Below are 17,556 nucleotides of genomic sequence, written 5' to 3' on the forward strand. Positions count from 1 at the left end.
CACCCGTCAGGGCCGCGTGTCAGGAAGCTTTGGCGGCCAGAACCAGATCGGCGGCGCGATCACCGGACCGGACCGATCCTTCGATGGTTGCTGGCAATCCCGTAGCAGTCCAATCGCCGGCGAGAAACAGGTTTTTCAGCGCGGTGACCGGCCCCGGACGCAGGGCGTTCTGGGCAGGCGTGGCGGCGAAGGTGGCGCGGCGCTCGCGGACGATCTGCCAAGGAGGCAGCTCACCGGACACCCCGCCGGCCTTGCAGACGTCGTTCCAGATCGTCTGCGCGAGTTCCTCGCGCGGCATCTCGACCAGACGGTCGCCGTTGCTGATGGTGACGGACAGCCGGTTCGGGAACGCGAACAGCCACTCCACGACGCCGCCGATCACGCCGAGGATCGGCGCCGCTCCCGGGGGCGGCTCAAAGCGGAAATGCGCGTTGACGATCGCGCGGAATTCGGTCGGTGTCTTCAGGCCGGGCAGCAGGCTGGCTGCCGGGCGCGGCGGCACCGCCATCACGATGACGTCGCCGGTGCCGAGCGGGACCACATCCTCACCGCCGAAATTCAGGGCGGTCACCTTTCCGTCCGCGCTGACGAACGAACGCAGCTCATGGCCGAGCTGAACGGTGTGGCCGCGATCCTGCAGAAACTTCACCGCAGGCTCGATCAGCACGGCGCTGAGGCCGTCACGCGCGATCAGCGGACGGCAGGCCTGCCCGCCCGCAAGCAGCGTCTCGCGGACGATGGCGCCGGCAAGCCCCGCCGAGCCCTCGGGCGGATCGACGTTGAGAGCGGCGAGCAGCAGCGGCTGCACCAGGCGCTGATAGAGCACGCCTTCGGTCGGAATGGACTTGCCGACCAGCGTCTGTTCCGACGCCCAGATCAGCGGCGCGAGCTTGAGATAGTCGGTGAGGCCGGTGTCTGGCACGCGGCGGCTTTCGTCGAACACCCAGGTCGGCCATCGCCCGTCGCCGAGATCGATCTGCCAGCGCTGGCCGGTCTTGATGTCGACAAAGGGAAACTGCGCGCTTTCGGGGCCGACGAGCCCGGCCTCGGTGCCGATCGCGCGCGCATAGGCGCGGGCGTGGCTGTTGCCCGACAGCAGCAGATGATTGCCGTTGTCGATGGTGAGGTTGGTGGCGCCGTCGAAATAGGACCGGCAACGCCCGCCGGCCTGGTGCGTCGCCTCGTGCACGGCGACCTTGAAGCCGGCATTGGCGAGCCGCACGGCGGCGGAGAGGCCGGAAATTCCAGCGCCGATGATATGAGCTGTGTTTTGCATCAGATGAAAGCGTAGCGAAGCAGGATCAGGATGCGTGTGACCTTCGACACGCGCACCGGCTCGCGCGGCGCGGTGAAGCCGCGCGCGATCAGCAGGTCCAGAATGGAATGATAGTATTTCGACATGATCCGCGGCGCGCGCACGAGGCGGCGCTTGTTGCGGTTCATGATCTCGTCCGACTTCTCGAAATGCGATTTTGCGCGCTGCGCCAGCGGCAGGCAGACCTTCGGCAGGGCGCGCTCGGCGATCACGCGGTTCGGGTCATCGGACGTGATGCCGGCATGCAGCAGCGCCTCGCGCGGCAGATAGAGCCGGCCAAGGCCGGCGTCCTCGTCGATGTCGCGCAGGATGTTGGTGAGCTGCAGCGCGCGGCCGAGATGGTGGGCGAGCAGGATTCCGTCGTCCTCGGGCATGCCGAACACCCGCACCGACAGCCGCCCCACGGCGCTGGCGACGCGATCGCAATACAGGTCCAGCGTCGCCATGTCGGGCGCGCGGATATCCTGCGGCACGTCCATCTCCATGCCGTCGACGATCGCGAGGAAATCCTCGCGCTTGAGGCTGAAGGTCTTCACCGAGGCGACATAGTCCTTCAGTCGCGGCGGCGGATGGCCCTGGTAGAGCGCGTCGATGTCGTTGCGCCACTCCTGAAGCGCGGCGAGCCGCTCCTCGCGCGGCCCATCGGAATCGGCGATGTCGTCGACCTGGCGGCAGAAGCTGTAGATCAGGAACATCGCTTGGCGCTGGTCGCGCGGCAGGATGCGCATCGCGGCGTAGAACGAGCTGCCGGATGCGGTCGAGCCGTAATTGGCGCCGGGCGTGGTCGCCTCAAGCGTCATGGGCAGCCCCCGGTCTGGAAACGGCCTTGCGTCCGATCGCGCGGCGACCGGCTTCGCCGATGATCCCGGCGAGGCTGAAGGCAAGCAGCTCGAACTTGTTGAGATGCACGCGCTCGCGCAAGGGATCGCGCACCTTCAGGAGGCGCACGATACGATCCGCATAGGCCTGGATGACGGCGACGTCGACGCCGAGACGGAAGTCCCGGATCTCCGCGGTGAGCGACCTGCCCTCCTCGAGCAGCGCCTCGTTGCGCGCGGCGAGCGACTGCAGGCAGGCCAGCATCGCCGGCGGCGATTGGGCGAGCCCGAGCTGCTCGACCGAGGCGCCGTGTGCGGCCAGCGCATCGCGCGGCAGATAGACGCGGTTGAGCTCGCGGAAATCCTTGCCGCAATCCTGAAGGTGATTGTTGATCTGCAAGCCTGCGCAGAGCGCGTCCGACGCGGCCCAGGTCGAGGTGCTTTCGCCGTGAACGTCGAGCATGAAGCGGCCGACCGGCATCGCCGAATAGCGGCAATAGTGGATGACCTCGTCCCAGGTCTCGTAGCGCAGCTTGGTCACGTCCATGCGGAAGGCGATCAGCACGTCGAGCGCATGGCGCGGCGCCATGCCGCGCTCGGCCAGCGCGCGGCGCAGGGCGACGGCCTCGGCCTGGGTGTCGCCCTTGCCGAGCAGCTCCGCCTCGAGCAGGTCGAGATAGCCAAGCTTCTGGTCGGCCGGCAGCGTGGCGTGGTCGGCAATGTCGTCGGCGGTGCGGACGAAGTTGTAGTAGGCCAGGATCAGCGCGCGATGACGCGGGTGAATGATCCAGGACGCGACGGGAAAATTCTCGTCGCGGTCACCCTTACCGGATCGCAATTCGCTCGCAGAGGTCATCGAGGGCTGGTTTACAATCGTTTGGACAGGAAGGGCTTTTCCGCTCGCACGGGCTCGTGCCGGCGATGCCGCCGCGGCCCCCATATAGGGGAATACGCGGAAGATGGCAAAGGGTGAAAACTACAACGATATCAGCGCAGAGGCGGCTATAGGCCCTGCAAGTTCCGTCACTTCGAGCGCGAACGAGTCGAGAACGTGCGAGAAGATTGACACGCAATTGACACAGCGCCGTTCCGGGCTTGTTCATGCCCTGGACTGCGCCCTCCGCAACGAGCGCGACGATACCCGCCGCATGCAGCTCGGCCTCCGTATGGGCATGGAGCGGGAGGGATCGACGCCGGCCTTCAAGGCCCGTCAGGACGCCATCCTCAGGCCCCGCGTTCGGGTGGCCGCCAAGACGGAGGTGCAGGCATGAGCAAATCAGGATGGAAGAAGACAGAGTGGCGCGGCCGGGTCTGGCAGGATGGTATGGTGGTGGCCGCCGTGTCCGGACCCGATGGCCCCAGGGTCGAGCAGGAGATCAACCGCTACGCAGCTCAGTACGCCGAGGAAGGCCCTGTGCGGGTCGAGATCATCCCGCCGCGTCCGGCCGCCAAGACGGAGGTGGCGCTGTGAGCGAGGAAGAGAGGCGCTACGTCGGCGTTGCCGAGATACCCGAGGATCAACGCTTCTCGTTCCGGATTACGCCGCTGCCGGGGCGGCTGCTGGACCTCGCGACCGTCGGCGGAAGCATGCGTGCTCTTGGCAGGCTTCATGCGGCCTTGGGCTCCGACATCAACCCGAAGCTGGCTTGGAAATCCTACATCACCGGTTGCGAATTGGAAGCGGACGGTTCCTTTCGTATCGACATCGCGGTCTTGCCTGCCGCCCCTCCCGTCGAGTCCAAGAGCGAGGTGGTGGGATGACCCCGAAGGAGCGAGCCGAGATCAGGACCATGATCGCCGACTACATGCGCAGTGAGGGTTGCGCGTGCTGCCGAGACACCGATGCCCATGAGAAACACGCTGAGGCCCTGGGAAAGCTCCTCAAGGTCCGCAAGTACGAGGATGGCAGCGGCTACGACTTCGCCCGCTATCGAAGCAAGCCCGCCTAACCGGAGCGACACATGACCAACGGCCTCCGCAACCACCCCGGCCCGACCCGCATCAGAAGCTACGCGGACGAGCAGAAGCTGGAGCGCTGGCACCGCAACGTCGGGCTGGCCATCCTGACCATCTGGGGTCTCGCCGGCTTCTGCGTCCTCGTATGGGTGATCAGCGAGGCGGTCGAGCACTTCACGCCCTAACGACGCACAAACCGGATGAACGTCAAGGCAACCATTGGAAGAGGACGACATGGCAGGGATTAGATTTCGTTACGCGGCGATCGGGCATCCGATCGGTTACTGGCAATACCGAACATGGGCAGCCCCCTACATCGACCGTCTATACCGCGCGAGGTGGCGCGAGCGCCGGCAGGCCTTCCTGGGCGGCGCCGCGGCCTTCGCTGGCTGACAGCCCCGCTCACATGAAAGTAATGCTACCTGGAGACAAGACAATGCGACAAATGACGATCGACGAACAGAGGCGAGTGCTGGAGAAACTGGCTCACGCCAAGTTCTGGGCCGACATGATGTGCATGGATGCCGTTTGCTATGGCGGCGACGTCGAGGGTTATCGCGATCAGCGCGAGTATGCTCGGGGCGTGATCGACGCCTTCCCGGAAGACATCCGCGAGGCTTACCAAGCCGAGCTCCGCAAGGCCAAGGCAGATGCTATGCGCGCCAAGGCCGATGCGATCGAGGCCGGCAGATAGCCGCATCTGGAATGTGTGCTCGGACCTGAAGGGGAACGCCGATGGGAATGTTCGACTACGTGAAGTGCGAGTTGCCGCTGCCCGATGGCTGGAAGGGAGAACTCCAGACGAAGGATTTCGATGACCCGTATCTTGAAACCTACGTTATCCGCGCCGACGGCCGATTGATCCACCATAAGCCAAAGTACGACATCAACCCTCCGGATGCGAAACACGGCGAGATCGACACAAACTTCCACGGCATCCTGAACTTCTATGGCTTGGAGGACGGCGAGTGGCATGAGTACAACGCCAAGTTCACTGACGGCCAACTTGTCGAGATCACCGGCAGGGTCGAGCACATATAGGAAATGCGAAAGCGCAACAGGATAGCCACTAACTCCGCTTGGCACGTTTTAGGGATACTCAGATGACCGTAGATGAATGGGATGGATTACTCCCGCGCGACGACTGTTGGCATTGGCTCATCCGCCGTCGCGATAACATCCATTGCATGGGATTCTTCAGCCGCATGATCGGATGGCGCGTGTCTGACAGCATAGGCCGCACCATCCAGATGAGCCCCTCAAAAGTCGCACGGCTCTATAAACGCGGCGGACGAGTCATTGATCCATTTGACCTTGAAGTCGTCATGGTAGGCGACTGCGGATTCTATGTCCCGAAGGGCATCAAGGAAGAAATCGAACGACTGCGGAGGTCAGTATGAGCGAAGGCAAAATCAGAACACACGATGCCGCCCCTGAGGAAATCGCCAACTACAAGGCAGCTTTTTACAGGATGCAGTCTCCGGACTGGAAGAAGAACACAATCCAGAACGATGCCGCAGCGGATCGCTACCTGAAGGAAGCGCAGGCTATCGCCAACGGTGACGCGAGGCTCGAAATCGGCATCCGTCTTTGGCACAAGTTCGCGCCAGAATCCTCCCTCACGTGGGAGGATGAAACCCACAAGGCAGAATATCTTCTGGCCGTTGACGACATCACGACGGGCCAACTGTTCAACCTGCTAGTTGCCCGCCTTAACTACGATGGGTCCGACACGGCCAGCCTCACACTTGGGGAGGTCGCGCGGGCTGTTGACGGCGCAAAATTAGCATGAAGCACATTGGAAGAGGACGACATGCAAGAGACATGGAAGCAGATCAGAGAATTGCTGGAGGTTCGGCAGCGCGTATCGTCCGACGCTGAATGGGACGAGGCCAAGATGAATGCGCTCGAATCCACCATCGAGGCTATCATAGACCGCCTTGAGCGGCTGTTTCCAGACCCAGCCTGACTCACCTGAAAGATATGCTGATGCGAAAACACAAGGGACCGATCTGCAAAGAGTGCGGCGAGGCGTATTATTTTGACTACCTCGACAAGCCAGAGCCGCACGAGGGAACCGGACTGTGCTGGATGTGCTGGAGCGATCATCAGATCGAGGGTCGCCCCATCGACAGCCAGACTCACTCGAATGGAGATCGACAATGAGCGCGACATTTCTGAAGCTTGAGACGATTGCGGGCCCTGGCGTTGAAGAAGCCATCGCCGATGCCGTCAGGGTAGCCAATTTGCTGGGGATCTGGGTTCGCGTTGAAATCAACCAGATCGATACTATGGTTGCGCCTGGCGACAACGTGCGGGTGCTGCACGATAACTGGAAGAAGGCCGCCCAGCGTGGCGCCAAGTTTGTTTCGGCGAATGTGATCCCAGACCCGAGCACCTGAGCAGGATGAGGATGCCTATGGCAAAACGACTTGAAAACTGCCCTCCCGGCCTGTTCATTTTCAATGGTGCTGCTGGCCGCTGCTTGGGCTTCAAGAGCGAGTATCGCACGATGAAATACGATGCAGACGGGGCGGTCATCGGCACACAGACAGACGCCTACGTGGTCGCGAGCGGCGAATACTTCTGGGGCGGCACCAAAGGGGATTGGAGAGCTAGGGAAAAGCTCCTCGTAGATCCCGTCCACGACGAAATTGTGCTGGCGGCGCTAGACGCTTATTTTGCCTCACCCGTTGGCACCTAAGCCAAGTACGAGGAAGCGATGACCATGTTGCTAGAATTGACCGAGGAGGAGCGAAACATGCTGATCGTCCTCCTGATTGAACAGGAAGAGAAATTCCCGGACCAACCCTACATCCAACGGGGAAGGAACCTAAGAAGGCGCCTTCATGATTTAGATCGGAAAACAGCCCCGCGCACACCCTGAGTTAAGCCAAGTACGAGGAAGCGATGAATACTTTCCCCATGGAAAACTGCACATTCGAAGTTTGGCAGCCGATCGAAACGGCTCCAAGGGACGGAACTTTGATCGACCTCTGGTCAACCAGTTACAAAGCAAGGCTGCCGGACTGCAAGTTCATGCAAGAGGAGTGGGACGAGGAAGGGCACTGGTATCAAGCCTATTCCGAGAATACGTCCTCCTTCCATTATATCGGGGAAGAAAACCTGACGCATTGGATGCCTCGCCCAGCACCTCCTCGCTCACCCTAAGAGTACGCCCGCCCATTAACCCTCTTTAGGGGCTAGGCGGGAGGGGCAACGTGGGGTAGTTTTGTTTATTGCAATTTGAGGTGTTTTATGAGCGTTCGCGTTGTCGTGATTGCGCAGATCAAGAACGAAGGCAGGAGCATCAAGCGCTTTCTCGAAACCAACAGCACGTTCGCCGACACCATCATTCTGCTAGACCAGCAATCGACGGACGACACGCGAGAGATCGCCGCCGGCTTCCCAAAGGTGAAGCTGTTCGAGAACACAGAACAGCACCTGAACGAAGCTAACACAATCAGCAGGCTTTACCAACTGGCCCGATCTGAAGTTCAGGGATCGAAGGTCATCATCCGGCTTGACGCTGACGAGGCGCTGACTGCGAACGCGACCGCATCTCCGGAGTGGAGAACGATCCTCAACGCCCCTCCTGGGACGGTCATCTGCATTCCCAGGGTCGAGCTGTTCTCGTTCTCGGAGTGCTACATTCACTCGGTCATTGACCGCGGCTATGTGGACGACGGGAGAGAGTTCAAGGTCGCCTCGATCCACGCCAAGAGCACTCCGATCGATCACAGGACGCCTACTCTGACGTGCCATCAGATCAAGATGCTGCACTACTCCGGAATCCGGAAGCGTCTCGGCGAAGCCAAGATGCGCTATTACTGCATGCTGGACAACATCTATGGAACGCGGCCCGCATTCGAGCGCAGGAAGCTCTATAGGCAGGGCCATATCCTCGACATCGTCAGGCAGTCATCGCAGCGCGTCGAGTTCGACAAGGATTGGATCGGCGGCTACGAGCAAGCCGGGATCGATATGACATCGATCGTGGATGATCACTTCACATGGCACGATGAAGCCTGCGTGGATCTGATGATAGAGCACGGGACGGCGAGGTTCGTCACGGACCCTATCTGGTATCACGATTGGGAGGGTGTCATCCGAACGCTGCCGGCTGAAAAGCAGGCGCTGGCCCGCAAGCAGTTCCACCGACCAAGCCCGCTTATGGCCAAGGCAACCAGCCTGATGGAGCGGATCTATCACCACCGCAGGGCGCCAGCCAGACTGCGAGCAGTCATGAACTCGGCGGCTAAAGCGTCCAGTTGTTGAACGGTGACCCAGCCGGCAGCGCCGACTGCGCCGCGAATTGCGCATTGCCGGAAGAGTTCGTTATCGTCACGGACGGGCACGGGTGGGCGATAATTTTCCACGGAGCAGACCGGCCGTTGATGGTCGCTGGCACCGGAAACGGAAGGTTGGTGTGGATGTAGGTGCGCCCGGCTGCCTGCGACACGTCGCTGACCTGGAAGGATCTGGCGAAATTATTGCTGCTATCGAGCAGCACGGCATTACCACCTGGTGTCCCCCACCAATGCGCAGGGTTGCTTGCTGTCCCAGGGCCGCCAGGGTAGCTCAAGACACCGCCTCCCTCTTCCGTGTAGTCGGAGAATGGGCTGGTCTGATTGAAGAACGTCGATGCGCTGGCGAAACAATCCGTCAACGACGCCGGTCCCATGCAGCCATAGTTCATCTCGCCAAAATTGAAATTGCTGGTCGATAGACCGCTAAAGACGTTACTGACCCTCGCGCCACCTCGCCACCTCGTGGCAGTTGCCCCGGCCTGCACTACATTAGAGACATATAGCTCGTTCACACTCGCGCTTTGAAAGTCTACAGCTCGGTGGGTGCTGTCGATGAACTCCGCGCGCTGCACGAATTTGTCAACCTCCAAAGCGCCGGTCCCAGGCCCGGAGCACCGAAGGCTGCGATAGAGTAGATTGACAGATGGGCACGGTCCAAACGTAGCAAACGCGCAGTCCGTCCACTGCATGACGCGCACTTTGCCGTACACCAGATTATTTGTGTCGGCGAAGGCAGCGCCCTTGAACTCCACCTCTTGGTCCCAAGCGCCTTGCAGCGGATAGACCGATGCCGGTCCGCCGCGACCGACGCCGCCGCCAGGGTACGCTGGCCATGTGTCAAGGTAGGTATTCACCAACGGTTCGGTGAATGTCAGTGTGCCTACACCGACGCTCAGGATCTTTTTGAACTCAAAGATCCCGGGATTTGGAGGGTCGCCGGCACCCTGCATGTTGATGCCGGTCACAGCTACCCATTTCCCGGCAGAATATCGGCTCGTCTCGCTCGGCGTCTTGAGCGTTACCGTGTCAGAGCCCGCGCTGACTGTGTCAATTCTTGTTTCCTTGAAGTTGTCAGAGCCTTGAACGATGCCGGCATTTGCGGCGACGGCATTTGCCGTGCCGCTCGGGGCCGCGATCGTCACACCGTAGGCATCGATAACAAGACTACTGCCGGCCGGCGGCGCCGTGTTGGCAATGTTGAATGTCGAGCTGAAGTTATACGTTCCTGGCGCCATATAGAGGCGCGTTCGGCCAGACAGACCCGCGTAAGCCGCATTGAACGCCGCCACAGCCGCGATGTTGGTGGCGCCGCTCGCGCCGGGCGAGCCCCCGAAAGAGGAAAAGTCCAGCACGTTGTCGAAAACATTGCGCGTGCCATTCGGAGAGGCTGACCACGAAGGGTTGAAAGGAGCGGCCAGCAGCCGACTGCTAGCCAGACCGCCCAGCAGAAGTCCAGTAAAAGCGCGCCGGGTCCACATCGCTGGCCTCAGTTGTAGAGGTTGGTGAAGGTCTGCACCTTCGTCGAGGACAGATCCTCCTCCCAGACCAGCAAGCCCGCCTGGATCGACACGGATTGAGTTGTCGCCGCCGAGTAGGCCTGTGTCGCGAAGGTCTGGAGGCATGTTGCGGACCCGGAGCAGAGAACCGGGCCGGTCGACCTGGTGCTTTCGTACTGCCCCTTAATCACGCTGTTGTTGATGTTCGGCATTGGGTTCCCCAAGCTCGAGGCAAAGGGTGTCCCCGCCGTGCCATCGAGCCATGCGGTCATCGTCCCATTGGATGAGAACGTCGCAGCGGCGACATGGGCCGTAGTCGCCGAGCTGAACGGAACAGTCGCGGTGACGTAGGTGCTTGCCTCCCAGTTTGCGGCCATCCCGAACACAACGTCTCCGGAAGATCCTGAAGCCTGCTGCAAATACATGCCGCCGTTCTGGCCGTAGCCGAAGAGCGCGGCCACGCCAGAGGTACTGGACTTCTGGTAGGCGGCCATCAACGTCAGCGCGCTCTTGCGCTGGATTGGGTTGCCGCGGCCGTTGCCGTAGTAGCCGATCGAGGTGGAGGAGTTCGACCACGCCGGCGTCGTCCCGCGGAAGCCTGTCGCGCTGTAGGTCGTGCCGCTGGTCGTCGATGGCCACGTTCTGCTCGTTGTCGGCGTGTAGTCGCCCCCACGCGGCAGCTTCGTGGTGCCGAGATCGTAGATCTTGGTGATGAACCCGCCGCTGTCCTTGTAGCCAAAGCGAAGGTCGGTCCACAGCTCCAGCGTCTTCCAGGTGTTGGTCGACGTGAGCGTGGCGTCCGCGGTCGCCAGGAAGCTCATGTTGATGCGGGAGATGTCGCCGCCGTCATTGTAGACCCGCGTGACATGCTTGTTCACCATCGCAGTATTGGAACTGCAATAGGTGTTCACCACGCGGGACTTCTGCTCGCCGCCGTTCAGCGTGACCACCTTGAACCACGACATCTGGTTGAGCGTCGGGGAGTAGGTGGTCGAGACCCCGGTCACGTCACCAACGAGGGTCGACTGCGTGCCGGCCGTAGTGCCGTAATAGACGCGATAGTTCTGGTGCGGAAGAGAGTTGTTCCATTGGATCGTAGCGACGCCTGCAGCGCAGCTTGCTCGAACGCCGAGAGGCGCCGCGCTCGCGGCCGCGGTCGGGTCAGTGATGTAGAAATACTGATCGACAAACTGCTGCCACAACCCACCGTTCCGAGTGATGGGGAAAACTGTCGGGCCGGTGGTCGGAGTTACGGTGCCGCCTCCAATGGCAATCCCATAGGTGCCGTCGCCGTTGTCGGAGGTTATGACCGGATTCCCGGCCCACTGTAGGATGCCTTGGTTCACCTCAAGCGGATACCCGCTCGTGTTCGATATGAGCGTGAAGATACCGTTGCTGCCGGTGGTCGCGGCAATTGTCCCGGTGACGGAGATGAAGGTTGGAAATTTGTTGAGGAACGGCCCTGGTGCGAGTTTGTTGTTGGCGTTGGCTCGATAGAACCCGCGCGGCACATAAATTGACGCGATCCCGTCCTCCTCGTAGGAGATCACGTCCTGAAGGTAGGTTGGTCCGGGATAGGCTGTCGTGGCGTCACCTTGGCTTGGGCCGAATGCAGTGCTGATCCGCGTGTATGCGCCGAGCGAAACCTTGTTCGCATCAACAGCTAGCAGCGCCAAATAGTCGTTGGTTGTGCTCGTCTCTTTCGTTAGGAGGTAGGTCTGGCCCGAGATTGTCAGGTACGGGCCGGGCCCCGCGACGATCGTCGAATAGTCTGGTGTCCAAGCCCAACCATCGGTGCTTGTGTATTTGTAGTGGACGACGCTTGTCGCAGACCCATCAATCTTTCCGAAAGAGTAAACCACCCAATTGTTGACGCCAAGCCGCTGCGGCATGCCGTAGCTCGTCCACCCATTGAAGTCGGTAGTTGGGATGGTGGGGCCGACGATCGTGGATGTCAAAAAATCGGTTGTCGTGATCAGCGTCAGTTCGTGCTGACGCTGCGATGAGAGCGATTGACCTTCAGCGTAGATGTAGAACGGAGCAAGTGCGCCTGGGTCTGGATTATAGACAAGGAAAGGCGTCTGGTAGGGAAAGAACGTGTTCTGCAAGTGGCCGTTCTGGTCGACAACGTTGATCGACTGCTCCTGCCGACGCAGCATCCGCATTGTCGTCGGATCGGGCAAAACCTGCGGGTCGTTGGAATACCCGACGTAAAGATCATTTGTCGCCTGAAAGGTGATGCTACCCGGATGATCGCCCCACATCATCCAGACGTATCGATAGCCCTCCCGCGCCTTGATCGCGGCGCCATCAGCTCCCATCGTGTCGAGATCATATGGCCTCGACCAATAGAACCCCGACATGAGGTAGTAGTCGGCGGTCGATATGGCCGGGCTGCCGTTGCCGGGCGTATACCATTGGCTGTAATCGAGCGAAGGTGTGTTCGTCGCGAACAGGCTCCGCTCGAGCATGTTCGGTCCGCCGCCCATATTGACGATCGGCTGAGTGACGTTCCTGGTGCCGTTTGGAGACCCGGACCATGATTGGTTGAACCCGAACTGCGCAGAAGCCGGGTTCAAGAGCGCGAGAAGCAACCCTAGTACGAGCGTCAAGAACCGCATGTCAGCAACCCACGCAAACGTGACCAGTGCCACCCCCGCCCGAGGGTGCGCTGATCGAAATGTTCGTGTTGCCGCCCATGTCGAGCGAATTGGTTGCGGTGATCGAGCCTGCTCCCGCCTTCGTCACGCGCAAGATGCCTCCCCAATCGATTGTTGAGGCAGAGCCGACCGAGACGGTTGCAGCGTTTGTCGCTGGACCGCTTGACATCAGTCCCACTGGCGCGCTCGACGTGCCAGTCATCAAGAGCGCCCCCGTAATCGTTGTGGTGGCGCCTTGAGGAGGGGTTAGCGTGTTGCCACTATCAACGGTGATGGAGGCAAACGTGTTTGTCCCGCTGATATTTACGACGCCTTTGGTGGAATTCGCGCCGACCGATACTGCGCCGTAGGTTTGACCGCCACCAGAAAACACGCGCGCTGCTGAGTTCGCATTCAACGCAATGGTGGCGTTACTGAACGTGGGGGTCAGGCCGGTGGTCGTCGTGCAATCGAATACCGTGGCGGACGTCCCTGTGATCGTCCACGTCCCGCTGCCCATGTTGATGGTGCGGGTGTTGTTTCCGGTGAATGAAACAGTTTGAGCCGTGACGTTATTATTGTTCGCAGAAAAGTCGAGCGTTCCTGATGTAAAAGCGCCAGCAGTGATCGATGTGACGTTGACGGTCGTGTTGACAGTGACCGTGCCGCCGCCGGAATTCGCGTCAAAGGTAACTGTATCGCCGGAACCAGGAACAGACGCCCCACCGGCGCCTCCAGTGGTTGCCGCCCAATGTGTGGTATCAGAGCCGTCCCACGTTCCGGTTCCACCGACCCAAAACCGCGTCGCAGCCTCAGCCGGCCCAGCCAGCGCCGCAAACGCAAGCGCCGCGAGGATGAAGAGATAGCGCTTCATGGCTGCTCACCTGTAGCTGGCTTCGACGTAGATTCCGGTCGGGGCGTTCGTGTTGTCGGTATCGCCACCGCCGCCCGTCACGCAGAACGCGATGCCGTTGCTGTAGACCTCACCCATGCCGTCGATGACCTGCACGCCGGCAGGCCCGGCCAAGATCGGATAGACGTGCTTGAGGTTGGTGGCGCTGGAGCAGGTCGGCGCCGTCGCGCTGTCATAGACCTTGATGTAGCCAAGCGTGCTCGCCTGGGTGTTGATCAGCGTGAGGCGGCAGAGCGTGCCGGCCGAGGCCTTCATCGATGTGGAGTTGGTCGAGGCCGCCGTTCCGCCGGACAGATGATAGGCCGTGCAAGCCTGCATCGCCCAATTGCCGGACTGCGTCGCCGCGACGGTGCCCGATGCCGTCACCGATCCAGAGATCGGGATGGCCGTTCCGCCGGCGATGCCTTGCACCGTGACCACTTCCGTGGCGGCCGAACCTGCCGTGCCGACCGCAGCGCCGGCGATGGTCGCGCCGGTGCCGGTATTCTTCGCCAGCACCACCGGCGAGCTGTTCGCCGCCGTGGCCTGCCCGTTGGCGTTCTGGCCGTTTGGAGAGATCGCGACGACGACGGCGGGGTCAGTTGCCGACGCGGCCGTGCTCGCGCCCTTGACCACAGCCGTGTTACCGCCCTGGCTGATGCTGGTAAGCCAAGGCGTGGTGTTGGCGGTGTTGCCGGGCTGGACGGTCCATGTGCCTGACTGCGCCGCCTGCGTGGCAAAGGTGCCGGCGTTGGCAACGTTGAACGTCTCCGCGCCCGGGTTAACCATGATGGCGCCGCGTGCGGACAGTTGCACCGAGCCTTGCTGGCCGTTGGTGAAGGTGGCCTGGGTCGAGTTGTACTGGCCGCCGAGCAAGGTGCCCTTGGTGGCGGTTGCGGTGGCTGGAGTGATCGGCGTCGACAGGTTGGTGATGTCGACCACCGCGCCGGATGCCAACGATCCGCTGGCATAGGCACCGCTCGGCACCGCGCCAGAGGCGAAGGCACCGGCGCCAATCGAGCCGCTAGCGAAGGCGCCAGAGGCGATCGAACCGGACGAGTAAGCACCGGAGGCCACTGCACCGGAAGCCATGGTGACAGCGCCGCCACCACCTCCGCCGCCACCTCCACCGCCACCCGTGCCGGTCGGCAGGCCAGAGCCGCCCACCATGTTCACCGTCGTGGTGCTTGTGGAGGTGATGCAGGTCAGCTGGGTATTGGCGCCGACGGTGAAGGCGAACCAGCCGCCATTCGGGGCAATGTATTGGTCGCTCGTCGTCGCGCTCGCGCCGAGTTTGCAGTAGGCGCCTTGGGCGGTGCCGACGTTGGTGGCGACAACCACAGCCCCTGCCGGGAGCGAGCCTGTGACGCCGCCGGTGGTCACGCTGATGGGCGTGCCAGTGGTCGTCGGAGCAAATCCGGAGATCGACGCGGAGACCGAGGCCGCGGTGCAGAGCGTGCCGGTCGCGTCAACGGTCAGGTACGGCACATTGTAGGAGCCGGCGCCGCAGCTCGTGACCTTGATCAGGTTGAGGGATTGTGCGTCCGCATTTCCGACCATGCCCGCAAAGCAAAGCAAGGCCGTCGCAAGCAGTTTGCGCAGCATGGTAGTTCTCCAGGTGGTGGCAGTTAGAGAGGCTTTTTCCAGTACAAGGACGCTTCGAACGCCCATCGGACTTCAGGCTCAAAGAGCCGGTATCCGGCGCGGATGAAATTGTTCGCCGAATAGACAGTGTTGGTGGTTTCGCTGACGAGGTGCGTCCAGCCGATCGCGCGGGCCTTGCGCTCGCGGACCTTGAAGAATTTCAGTTGCAGGCCGTGGCCGCGGTGGCCGGGCGCCACCCCTGCCCGCTTCAGGTATCCAGTGTTTTTGTACCGCTGCGACGGGACCATGCCGGCGAAGCCGACTGGCTCCTTGCCGAGATAGGCAAGCCACCAATAGCAGTGGAAGCCGTCGAGCTCGTTGTCGGTCAGGTCCGGGAAATCCCCGGTGTCGCGGTTGAACGCGCGGATGGTGTCGGCGACTTCGTCATCGCTCGCGTCCACCTCGCGGATTCGGTAGTTCATCGCTGTCCCGCGCGCCTCGGGATCATCTGGACCTTGCCGTGGCCGGACCATCGGCCGTTGGCCTTGCCCTCCGCCACGTAATAGGCCCGGTTGAAGTAGCGCCTCAGCTCCGGCTTGAAGGCGATGATGGCGCCTGTCTTGGGATCCTGCTCCATCTCCACGATGGCGCCGCCGACATGCGCCTCGATGTTTTTCTTGCGCATGAACGGGGTTTGGTCCTGCGAGCATCCGGTCTGGACAGACCAGACGTTGCGGATGTTGTTGCAGTCGAGCTTGTGATAGTGGCCGAAGAAGACAACAGCCGGCTTTTCGCCGCCCTCATAGGACTCGATGATCTTTTGCGGGCGATAGCTCGTTGCATAGCTCGAGCCACCGCCGGGGTGGACGACGCGCAGGATGGACGTGGCGCCGGAATTGGCGTTCTGAAGCACCACATCGGCCTCCATGTAGCCGAGGTTGTGCCACTCATGGCCCTCGTCCTGCATCACGCTCTCGGTGTAGCGGCCGATGTCGATGCCTTCCCGGCGGATGTACCAGCCCTCGTGGTCGTCACCGGTCACCGCATAGGTGGGGATGCCGACCTTGGGATAATTCCTGGCGAGGATGCCAACCTGGTTGTCGAGACCCACGGCTTCCACGTCGTACCGGTTGAACGTCGCCTCGCCGTCGATCCAGTTGCCGGTGTCGAAGATGCAGGAGGCCCCCTCCTCGACCGCCCGCCGCATCAGGTCCTCGCGGACATCCCAGCGGGTGTATTTGCTGGCGGCGTGGAGGTCGCCCATGGCGCCGAAGATGTACCGGTTGTCCTTGGTTGACTGGATGACCCACTTCGCACCGGTGGCCGTCGAGACCTGTGGCGCGTGAGGGATAGCGAAGGGATTGGGGGCCTCTTCTTCCGCCGGCTCCTCCGCAGGGGGCAGCTCGATTTTCCTTCTCTCCGCCTGCCTAATGTGATCCTGGAGGCCCCCTCGCGAGAGGCCGAGGGCGGCTGCAGCGTGGGTTTGGTTGCCGTCATAGCGGCGTAAGGCCTTGAGCGATTCAATGATGGTCTTTTCCGGCGTGGGTTTGGATGCCATCGGGGCTTAACCCATCGTACCAGGCATGAAGCAGCGAACCACCGGCTTGCCATCCGCATAGGACAGCCAAACCAGCGCCCGGCCATCCTTGTTCGGGACAGGCACGACAGCCGACTCCGGAACGTCGATCCAGGCGCCGTCGATGAACACCTCAAAGGCGCTGCCCTTTGCGCGCCACTGCAGCTCCTCTAGCTTCGTGGCGTCCTCAGATGGCCCGCCGCAACAGGGCGAATTACCCTTGCTCCGGAGCGAGAAATACCAGTCGTCCAGACCCGGCTTGTTCTTGTCGTGGGCCTTGGCGTTGCCGAGCGTCAGCCCAGCCAGAATCCCCAGCACAATGCCGGTTGTGGCAATCTTCACTCATCACCTCTTGGATTGAGGACTATTTGCGGTCGTCCCGGAGGACCTTCCGCGTCACCATGATCTTGGCGACGATCTGCACGACGAACCAAAGCAGGCCCGCCGGCGCGAGCAGGAGGGCGGCTTCCTCAGATGCGAATTTCAGGTAGGGCAACCACCACGGGCTGGCGATGGCCGACACTGCGGCAACGTCGGTGATGGTTTCCATCTTGCTCTGCGGAAGAATGTTGGACAGGTAATGAAAATGGCTCATCGCCGGAGCCTCGAAATGATCTCCCCGCCGGCCTTCCCAACGAAAAGAGAACCGATGATCGCGCCGCCAACCCACCCATCAAGCGGAGGCGGTAGCGCGGCAATGGTCCATGGCTGTGCGAAAGCGCAGTCCCTGCACCAGAACACCGAGTAAACGCAGACGGAGGCAAACCAGAACCCCGCCGGCGCCACAAAGAACAGCGGAAACCACCACCCTCGCCCCGTCAGGACGGAGACTTGCGCCGAGAGGTAGGCTTTCGCCAATTCAGATTTGATCTGCTCTCGCGTCGTCTCGTTGTCGACCGCGTTGTCGACGCTTTTGAGCATGCGGTCGAGCGGCCCCGACAGGAGCCAGTTGAGGATGGATGAAAGCATC

General features: G+C 61.6%; 27 protein-coding genes. 15 read left to right on the forward strand and 12 right to left on the reverse strand.

Features of this window, described 5'->3' with window-relative positions:
- Positions 1-19: 19 nt before the first annotated feature.
- Genes hpnE through hpnC form a run of 3 tightly spaced genes read right to left on the reverse strand, consistent with a single transcriptional unit; the run spans position 20 to position 2,989 of the window.
- The gene (hpnE, locus tag AC3WLX_RS07315) at positions 20-1,276 is read right to left on the reverse strand and encodes a hydroxysqualene dehydroxylase HpnE (RefSeq protein WP_492335276.1); all 1,257 of its coding nucleotides are present in this window, start codon (positions 1,274-1,276) and stop codon (positions 20-22) included.
- Positions 1,276-2,115: a presqualene diphosphate synthase HpnD gene (hpnD, locus tag AC3WLX_RS07320; RefSeq protein ID WP_492335277.1), complete on the reverse strand. Its 840-nt coding sequence runs from the start codon at positions 2,113-2,115 to the stop codon at positions 1,276-1,278. Before hpnD ends, hpnE begins: the two co-directional genes overlap by 1 nt.
- Complete coding sequence (hpnC, locus tag AC3WLX_RS07325) at positions 2,105-2,989, reverse strand: squalene synthase HpnC (RefSeq protein ID WP_492335278.1); 885 nt, start codon at positions 2,987-2,989, stop codon at positions 2,105-2,107. Before hpnC ends, hpnD begins: the two co-directional genes overlap by 11 nt.
- A 103-nt stretch (positions 2,990-3,092) precedes the next feature.
- Here hpnC and AC3WLX_RS07330 point away from each other — a divergent pair, with 103 nt between their 5' ends.
- The 15 genes from AC3WLX_RS07330 (at position 3,093) to AC3WLX_RS07400 (ending at position 8,367) form a co-directional block, all read left to right on the forward strand.
- Complete coding sequence (locus tag AC3WLX_RS07330; RefSeq protein ID WP_492335279.1) at positions 3,093-3,404, forward strand: hypothetical protein; 312 nt, start codon at positions 3,093-3,095, stop codon at positions 3,402-3,404.
- Complete coding sequence (locus AC3WLX_RS07335) at positions 3,401-3,604, forward strand: hypothetical protein (protein ID WP_492335280.1); 204 nt, start codon at positions 3,401-3,403, stop codon at positions 3,602-3,604. The genes AC3WLX_RS07330 and AC3WLX_RS07335 overlap by 4 nt, the downstream gene beginning before the upstream one ends.
- Positions 3,601-3,894, forward strand: coding sequence for a hypothetical protein (locus tag AC3WLX_RS07340; RefSeq protein ID WP_492335281.1), 294 nt, complete (start codon positions 3,601-3,603; stop codon positions 3,892-3,894). Before AC3WLX_RS07335 ends, AC3WLX_RS07340 begins: the two co-directional genes overlap by 4 nt.
- A 29-nt stretch (positions 3,895-3,923) precedes the next feature.
- Positions 3,924-4,082, forward strand: coding sequence for a hypothetical protein (locus tag AC3WLX_RS07345; protein WP_492335282.1), 159 nt, complete (start codon positions 3,924-3,926; stop codon positions 4,080-4,082).
- Between the two features lie 12 nt (positions 4,083-4,094).
- A complete protein-coding gene (locus AC3WLX_RS07350; RefSeq protein ID WP_492335283.1) occupies positions 4,095-4,274 on the forward strand; it encodes a hypothetical protein in 180 nt (59 codons plus the stop codon).
- A gap of 49 nt (positions 4,275-4,323) precedes the next feature.
- A complete protein-coding gene (locus tag AC3WLX_RS07355; protein WP_492335284.1) occupies positions 4,324-4,482 on the forward strand; it encodes a hypothetical protein in 159 nt (52 codons plus the stop codon).
- Between the two features lie 52 nt (positions 4,483-4,534).
- Positions 4,535-4,783 (forward strand): hypothetical protein, encoded by a 249-nt coding sequence (locus AC3WLX_RS07360; RefSeq protein ID WP_492335285.1) that lies wholly within the window; start codon positions 4,535-4,537, stop codon positions 4,781-4,783.
- Positions 4,784-4,824: 41 nt separating this feature from the next.
- Positions 4,825-5,130 carry a hypothetical protein gene (locus tag AC3WLX_RS07365; RefSeq protein WP_492335286.1) on the forward strand — a complete coding sequence of 102 codons (306 nt, stop codon included), beginning with the start codon at positions 4,825-4,827 and terminating at the stop codon, positions 5,128-5,130.
- 62 nt (positions 5,131-5,192) lie between these two features.
- Positions 5,193-5,489 (forward strand): hypothetical protein, encoded by a 297-nt coding sequence (locus AC3WLX_RS07370; RefSeq protein WP_492335287.1) that lies wholly within the window; start codon positions 5,193-5,195, stop codon positions 5,487-5,489.
- Positions 5,486-5,881: a hypothetical protein gene (locus AC3WLX_RS07375; RefSeq protein ID WP_492335288.1), complete on the forward strand. Its 396-nt coding sequence runs from the start codon at positions 5,486-5,488 to the stop codon at positions 5,879-5,881. The genes AC3WLX_RS07370 and AC3WLX_RS07375 overlap by 4 nt, the downstream gene beginning before the upstream one ends.
- A 21-nt stretch (positions 5,882-5,902) precedes the next feature.
- Complete coding sequence (locus AC3WLX_RS07380; RefSeq protein ID WP_492335289.1) at positions 5,903-6,058, forward strand: hypothetical protein; 156 nt, start codon at positions 5,903-5,905, stop codon at positions 6,056-6,058.
- Between the two features lie 193 nt (positions 6,059-6,251).
- A complete protein-coding gene (locus tag AC3WLX_RS07385; RefSeq protein WP_492335290.1) occupies positions 6,252-6,491 on the forward strand; it encodes a hypothetical protein in 240 nt (79 codons plus the stop codon).
- Between the two features lie 17 nt (positions 6,492-6,508).
- Entirely contained in the window at positions 6,509-6,793 is a 285-nt protein-coding gene (locus AC3WLX_RS07390; protein ID WP_492335291.1) for a hypothetical protein, read from the forward strand.
- A 335-nt stretch (positions 6,794-7,128) separates the two neighbouring features.
- The gene (locus AC3WLX_RS07395; RefSeq protein WP_492335933.1) at positions 7,129-7,260 is read left to right on the forward strand and encodes a DUF551 domain-containing protein; all 132 of its coding nucleotides are present in this window, start codon (positions 7,129-7,131) and stop codon (positions 7,258-7,260) included.
- A gap of 87 nt (positions 7,261-7,347) precedes the next feature.
- Positions 7,348-8,367, forward strand: coding sequence for a glycosyltransferase (locus tag AC3WLX_RS07400; RefSeq protein WP_492335292.1), 1,020 nt, complete (start codon positions 7,348-7,350; stop codon positions 8,365-8,367).
- Here the strand turns inward: AC3WLX_RS07400 and AC3WLX_RS07405 are convergent.
- The 9 genes from AC3WLX_RS07405 to AC3WLX_RS07445 are packed head-to-tail and all read right to left on the reverse strand — an operon-like array spanning position 8,348 to position 17,555.
- Positions 8,348-9,877, reverse strand: a complete 1,530-nt coding sequence (locus AC3WLX_RS07405) for a hypothetical protein (protein WP_492335293.1) — start codon at positions 9,875-9,877, stop codon at positions 8,348-8,350. The genes AC3WLX_RS07400 and AC3WLX_RS07405 overlap by 20 nt on opposite strands.
- A gap of 8 nt (positions 9,878-9,885) precedes the next feature.
- Positions 9,886-12,516, reverse strand: a complete 2,631-nt coding sequence (locus tag AC3WLX_RS07410; RefSeq protein WP_492335294.1) for a hypothetical protein — start codon at positions 12,514-12,516, stop codon at positions 9,886-9,888.
- Between the two features lies 1 nt (position 12,517).
- The gene (locus AC3WLX_RS07415) at positions 12,518-13,408 is read right to left on the reverse strand and encodes a hypothetical protein (RefSeq protein ID WP_492335295.1); all 891 of its coding nucleotides are present in this window, start codon (positions 13,406-13,408) and stop codon (positions 12,518-12,520) included.
- 6 nt (positions 13,409-13,414) lie between these two features.
- Positions 13,415-15,031: a hypothetical protein gene (locus AC3WLX_RS07420; protein ID WP_492335296.1), complete on the reverse strand. Its 1,617-nt coding sequence runs from the start codon at positions 15,029-15,031 to the stop codon at positions 13,415-13,417.
- 23 nt (positions 15,032-15,054) lie between these two features.
- The gene (locus AC3WLX_RS07425; RefSeq protein ID WP_492335297.1) at positions 15,055-15,471 is read right to left on the reverse strand and encodes a GNAT family N-acetyltransferase; all 417 of its coding nucleotides are present in this window, start codon (positions 15,469-15,471) and stop codon (positions 15,055-15,057) included.
- Positions 15,472-15,488: 17 nt separating this feature from the next.
- Positions 15,489-16,568: a helix-turn-helix domain-containing protein gene (locus tag AC3WLX_RS07430; protein ID WP_492335298.1), complete on the reverse strand. Its 1,080-nt coding sequence runs from the start codon at positions 16,566-16,568 to the stop codon at positions 15,489-15,491.
- 6 nt (positions 16,569-16,574) lie between these two features.
- Positions 16,575-16,928 carry a hypothetical protein gene (locus tag AC3WLX_RS07435; protein WP_492335299.1) on the reverse strand — a complete coding sequence of 118 codons (354 nt, stop codon included), beginning with the start codon at positions 16,926-16,928 and terminating at the stop codon, positions 16,575-16,577.
- A 22-nt stretch (positions 16,929-16,950) separates the two neighbouring features.
- Entirely contained in the window at positions 16,951-17,181 is a 231-nt protein-coding gene (locus tag AC3WLX_RS07440; protein WP_492335300.1) for a hypothetical protein, read from the reverse strand.
- Positions 17,178-17,555: a hypothetical protein gene (locus AC3WLX_RS07445; protein WP_492335301.1), complete on the reverse strand. Its 378-nt coding sequence runs from the start codon at positions 17,553-17,555 to the stop codon at positions 17,178-17,180. The genes AC3WLX_RS07440 and AC3WLX_RS07445 overlap by 4 nt, the downstream gene beginning before the upstream one ends.
- Between the last annotated feature and the right edge of the window lies 1 nt (position 17,556).

The sequence above is a fragment of the Bradyrhizobium sp. FW305-F6 genome (assembly GCF_058782905.1).

Excerpts from the sequence above, each read along its gene's own strand:
- AC3WLX_RS07375 (WP_492335288.1), top strand. The coding sequence starts at position 5,486 with ATGAGCGAAGGCAAAATCAGAACACACGATGCCGCCCCTGAGGAAATC.
- AC3WLX_RS07395 (WP_492335933.1), top strand. The coding sequence starts at position 7,129 with ATGCAAGAGGAGTGGGACGAGGAAGGGCACTGGTATCAAGCCTATTCC.
- hpnE (WP_492335276.1), bottom strand. The coding sequence starts at position 1,276 with ATGCAAAACACAGCTCATATCATCGGCGCTGGAATTTCCGGCCTCTCC.
- AC3WLX_RS07345 (WP_492335282.1), top strand. The coding sequence starts at position 3,924 with ATGATCGCCGACTACATGCGCAGTGAGGGTTGCGCGTGCTGCCGAGAC.
- AC3WLX_RS07385 (WP_492335290.1), top strand. The coding sequence starts at position 6,252 with ATGAGCGCGACATTTCTGAAGCTTGAGACGATTGCGGGCCCTGGCGTT.
- AC3WLX_RS07350 (WP_492335283.1), top strand. The coding sequence starts at position 4,095 with ATGACCAACGGCCTCCGCAACCACCCCGGCCCGACCCGCATCAGAAGC.
- AC3WLX_RS07420 (WP_492335296.1), bottom strand. The coding sequence starts at position 15,031 with ATGCTGCGCAAACTGCTTGCGACGGCCTTGCTTTGCTTTGCGGGCATG.
- AC3WLX_RS07330 (WP_492335279.1), top strand. The coding sequence starts at position 3,093 with ATGGCAAAGGGTGAAAACTACAACGATATCAGCGCAGAGGCGGCTATA.
- AC3WLX_RS07445 (WP_492335301.1), bottom strand. The coding sequence starts at position 17,555 with ATGCTTTCATCCATCCTCAACTGGCTCCTGTCGGGGCCGCTCGACCGC.
- AC3WLX_RS07335 (WP_492335280.1), top strand. The coding sequence starts at position 3,401 with ATGAGCAAATCAGGATGGAAGAAGACAGAGTGGCGCGGCCGGGTCTGG.
- AC3WLX_RS07430 (WP_492335298.1), bottom strand. The coding sequence starts at position 16,568 with ATGGCATCCAAACCCACGCCGGAAAAGACCATCATTGAATCGCTCAAG.
- AC3WLX_RS07390 (WP_492335291.1), top strand. The coding sequence starts at position 6,509 with ATGGCAAAACGACTTGAAAACTGCCCTCCCGGCCTGTTCATTTTCAAT.
- AC3WLX_RS07440 (WP_492335300.1), bottom strand. The coding sequence starts at position 17,181 with ATGAGCCATTTTCATTACCTGTCCAACATTCTTCCGCAGAGCAAGATG.
- AC3WLX_RS07370 (WP_492335287.1), top strand. The coding sequence starts at position 5,193 with ATGACCGTAGATGAATGGGATGGATTACTCCCGCGCGACGACTGTTGG.
- AC3WLX_RS07405 (WP_492335293.1), bottom strand. The coding sequence starts at position 9,877 with ATGTGGACCCGGCGCGCTTTTACTGGACTTCTGCTGGGCGGTCTGGCT.
- AC3WLX_RS07380 (WP_492335289.1), top strand. The coding sequence starts at position 5,903 with ATGCAAGAGACATGGAAGCAGATCAGAGAATTGCTGGAGGTTCGGCAG.
- AC3WLX_RS07365 (WP_492335286.1), top strand. The coding sequence starts at position 4,825 with ATGGGAATGTTCGACTACGTGAAGTGCGAGTTGCCGCTGCCCGATGGC.
- hpnC (WP_492335278.1), bottom strand. The coding sequence starts at position 2,989 with ATGACCTCTGCGAGCGAATTGCGATCCGGTAAGGGTGACCGCGACGAG.
- AC3WLX_RS07410 (WP_492335294.1), bottom strand. The coding sequence starts at position 12,516 with ATGCGGTTCTTGACGCTCGTACTAGGGTTGCTTCTCGCGCTCTTGAAC.
- AC3WLX_RS07400 (WP_492335292.1), top strand. The coding sequence starts at position 7,348 with ATGAGCGTTCGCGTTGTCGTGATTGCGCAGATCAAGAACGAAGGCAGG.
- AC3WLX_RS07415 (WP_492335295.1), bottom strand. The coding sequence starts at position 13,408 with ATGAAGCGCTATCTCTTCATCCTCGCGGCGCTTGCGTTTGCGGCGCTG.
- hpnD (WP_492335277.1), bottom strand. The coding sequence starts at position 2,115 with ATGACGCTTGAGGCGACCACGCCCGGCGCCAATTACGGCTCGACCGCA.
- AC3WLX_RS07355 (WP_492335284.1), top strand. The coding sequence starts at position 4,324 with ATGGCAGGGATTAGATTTCGTTACGCGGCGATCGGGCATCCGATCGGT.
- AC3WLX_RS07360 (WP_492335285.1), top strand. The coding sequence starts at position 4,535 with ATGACGATCGACGAACAGAGGCGAGTGCTGGAGAAACTGGCTCACGCC.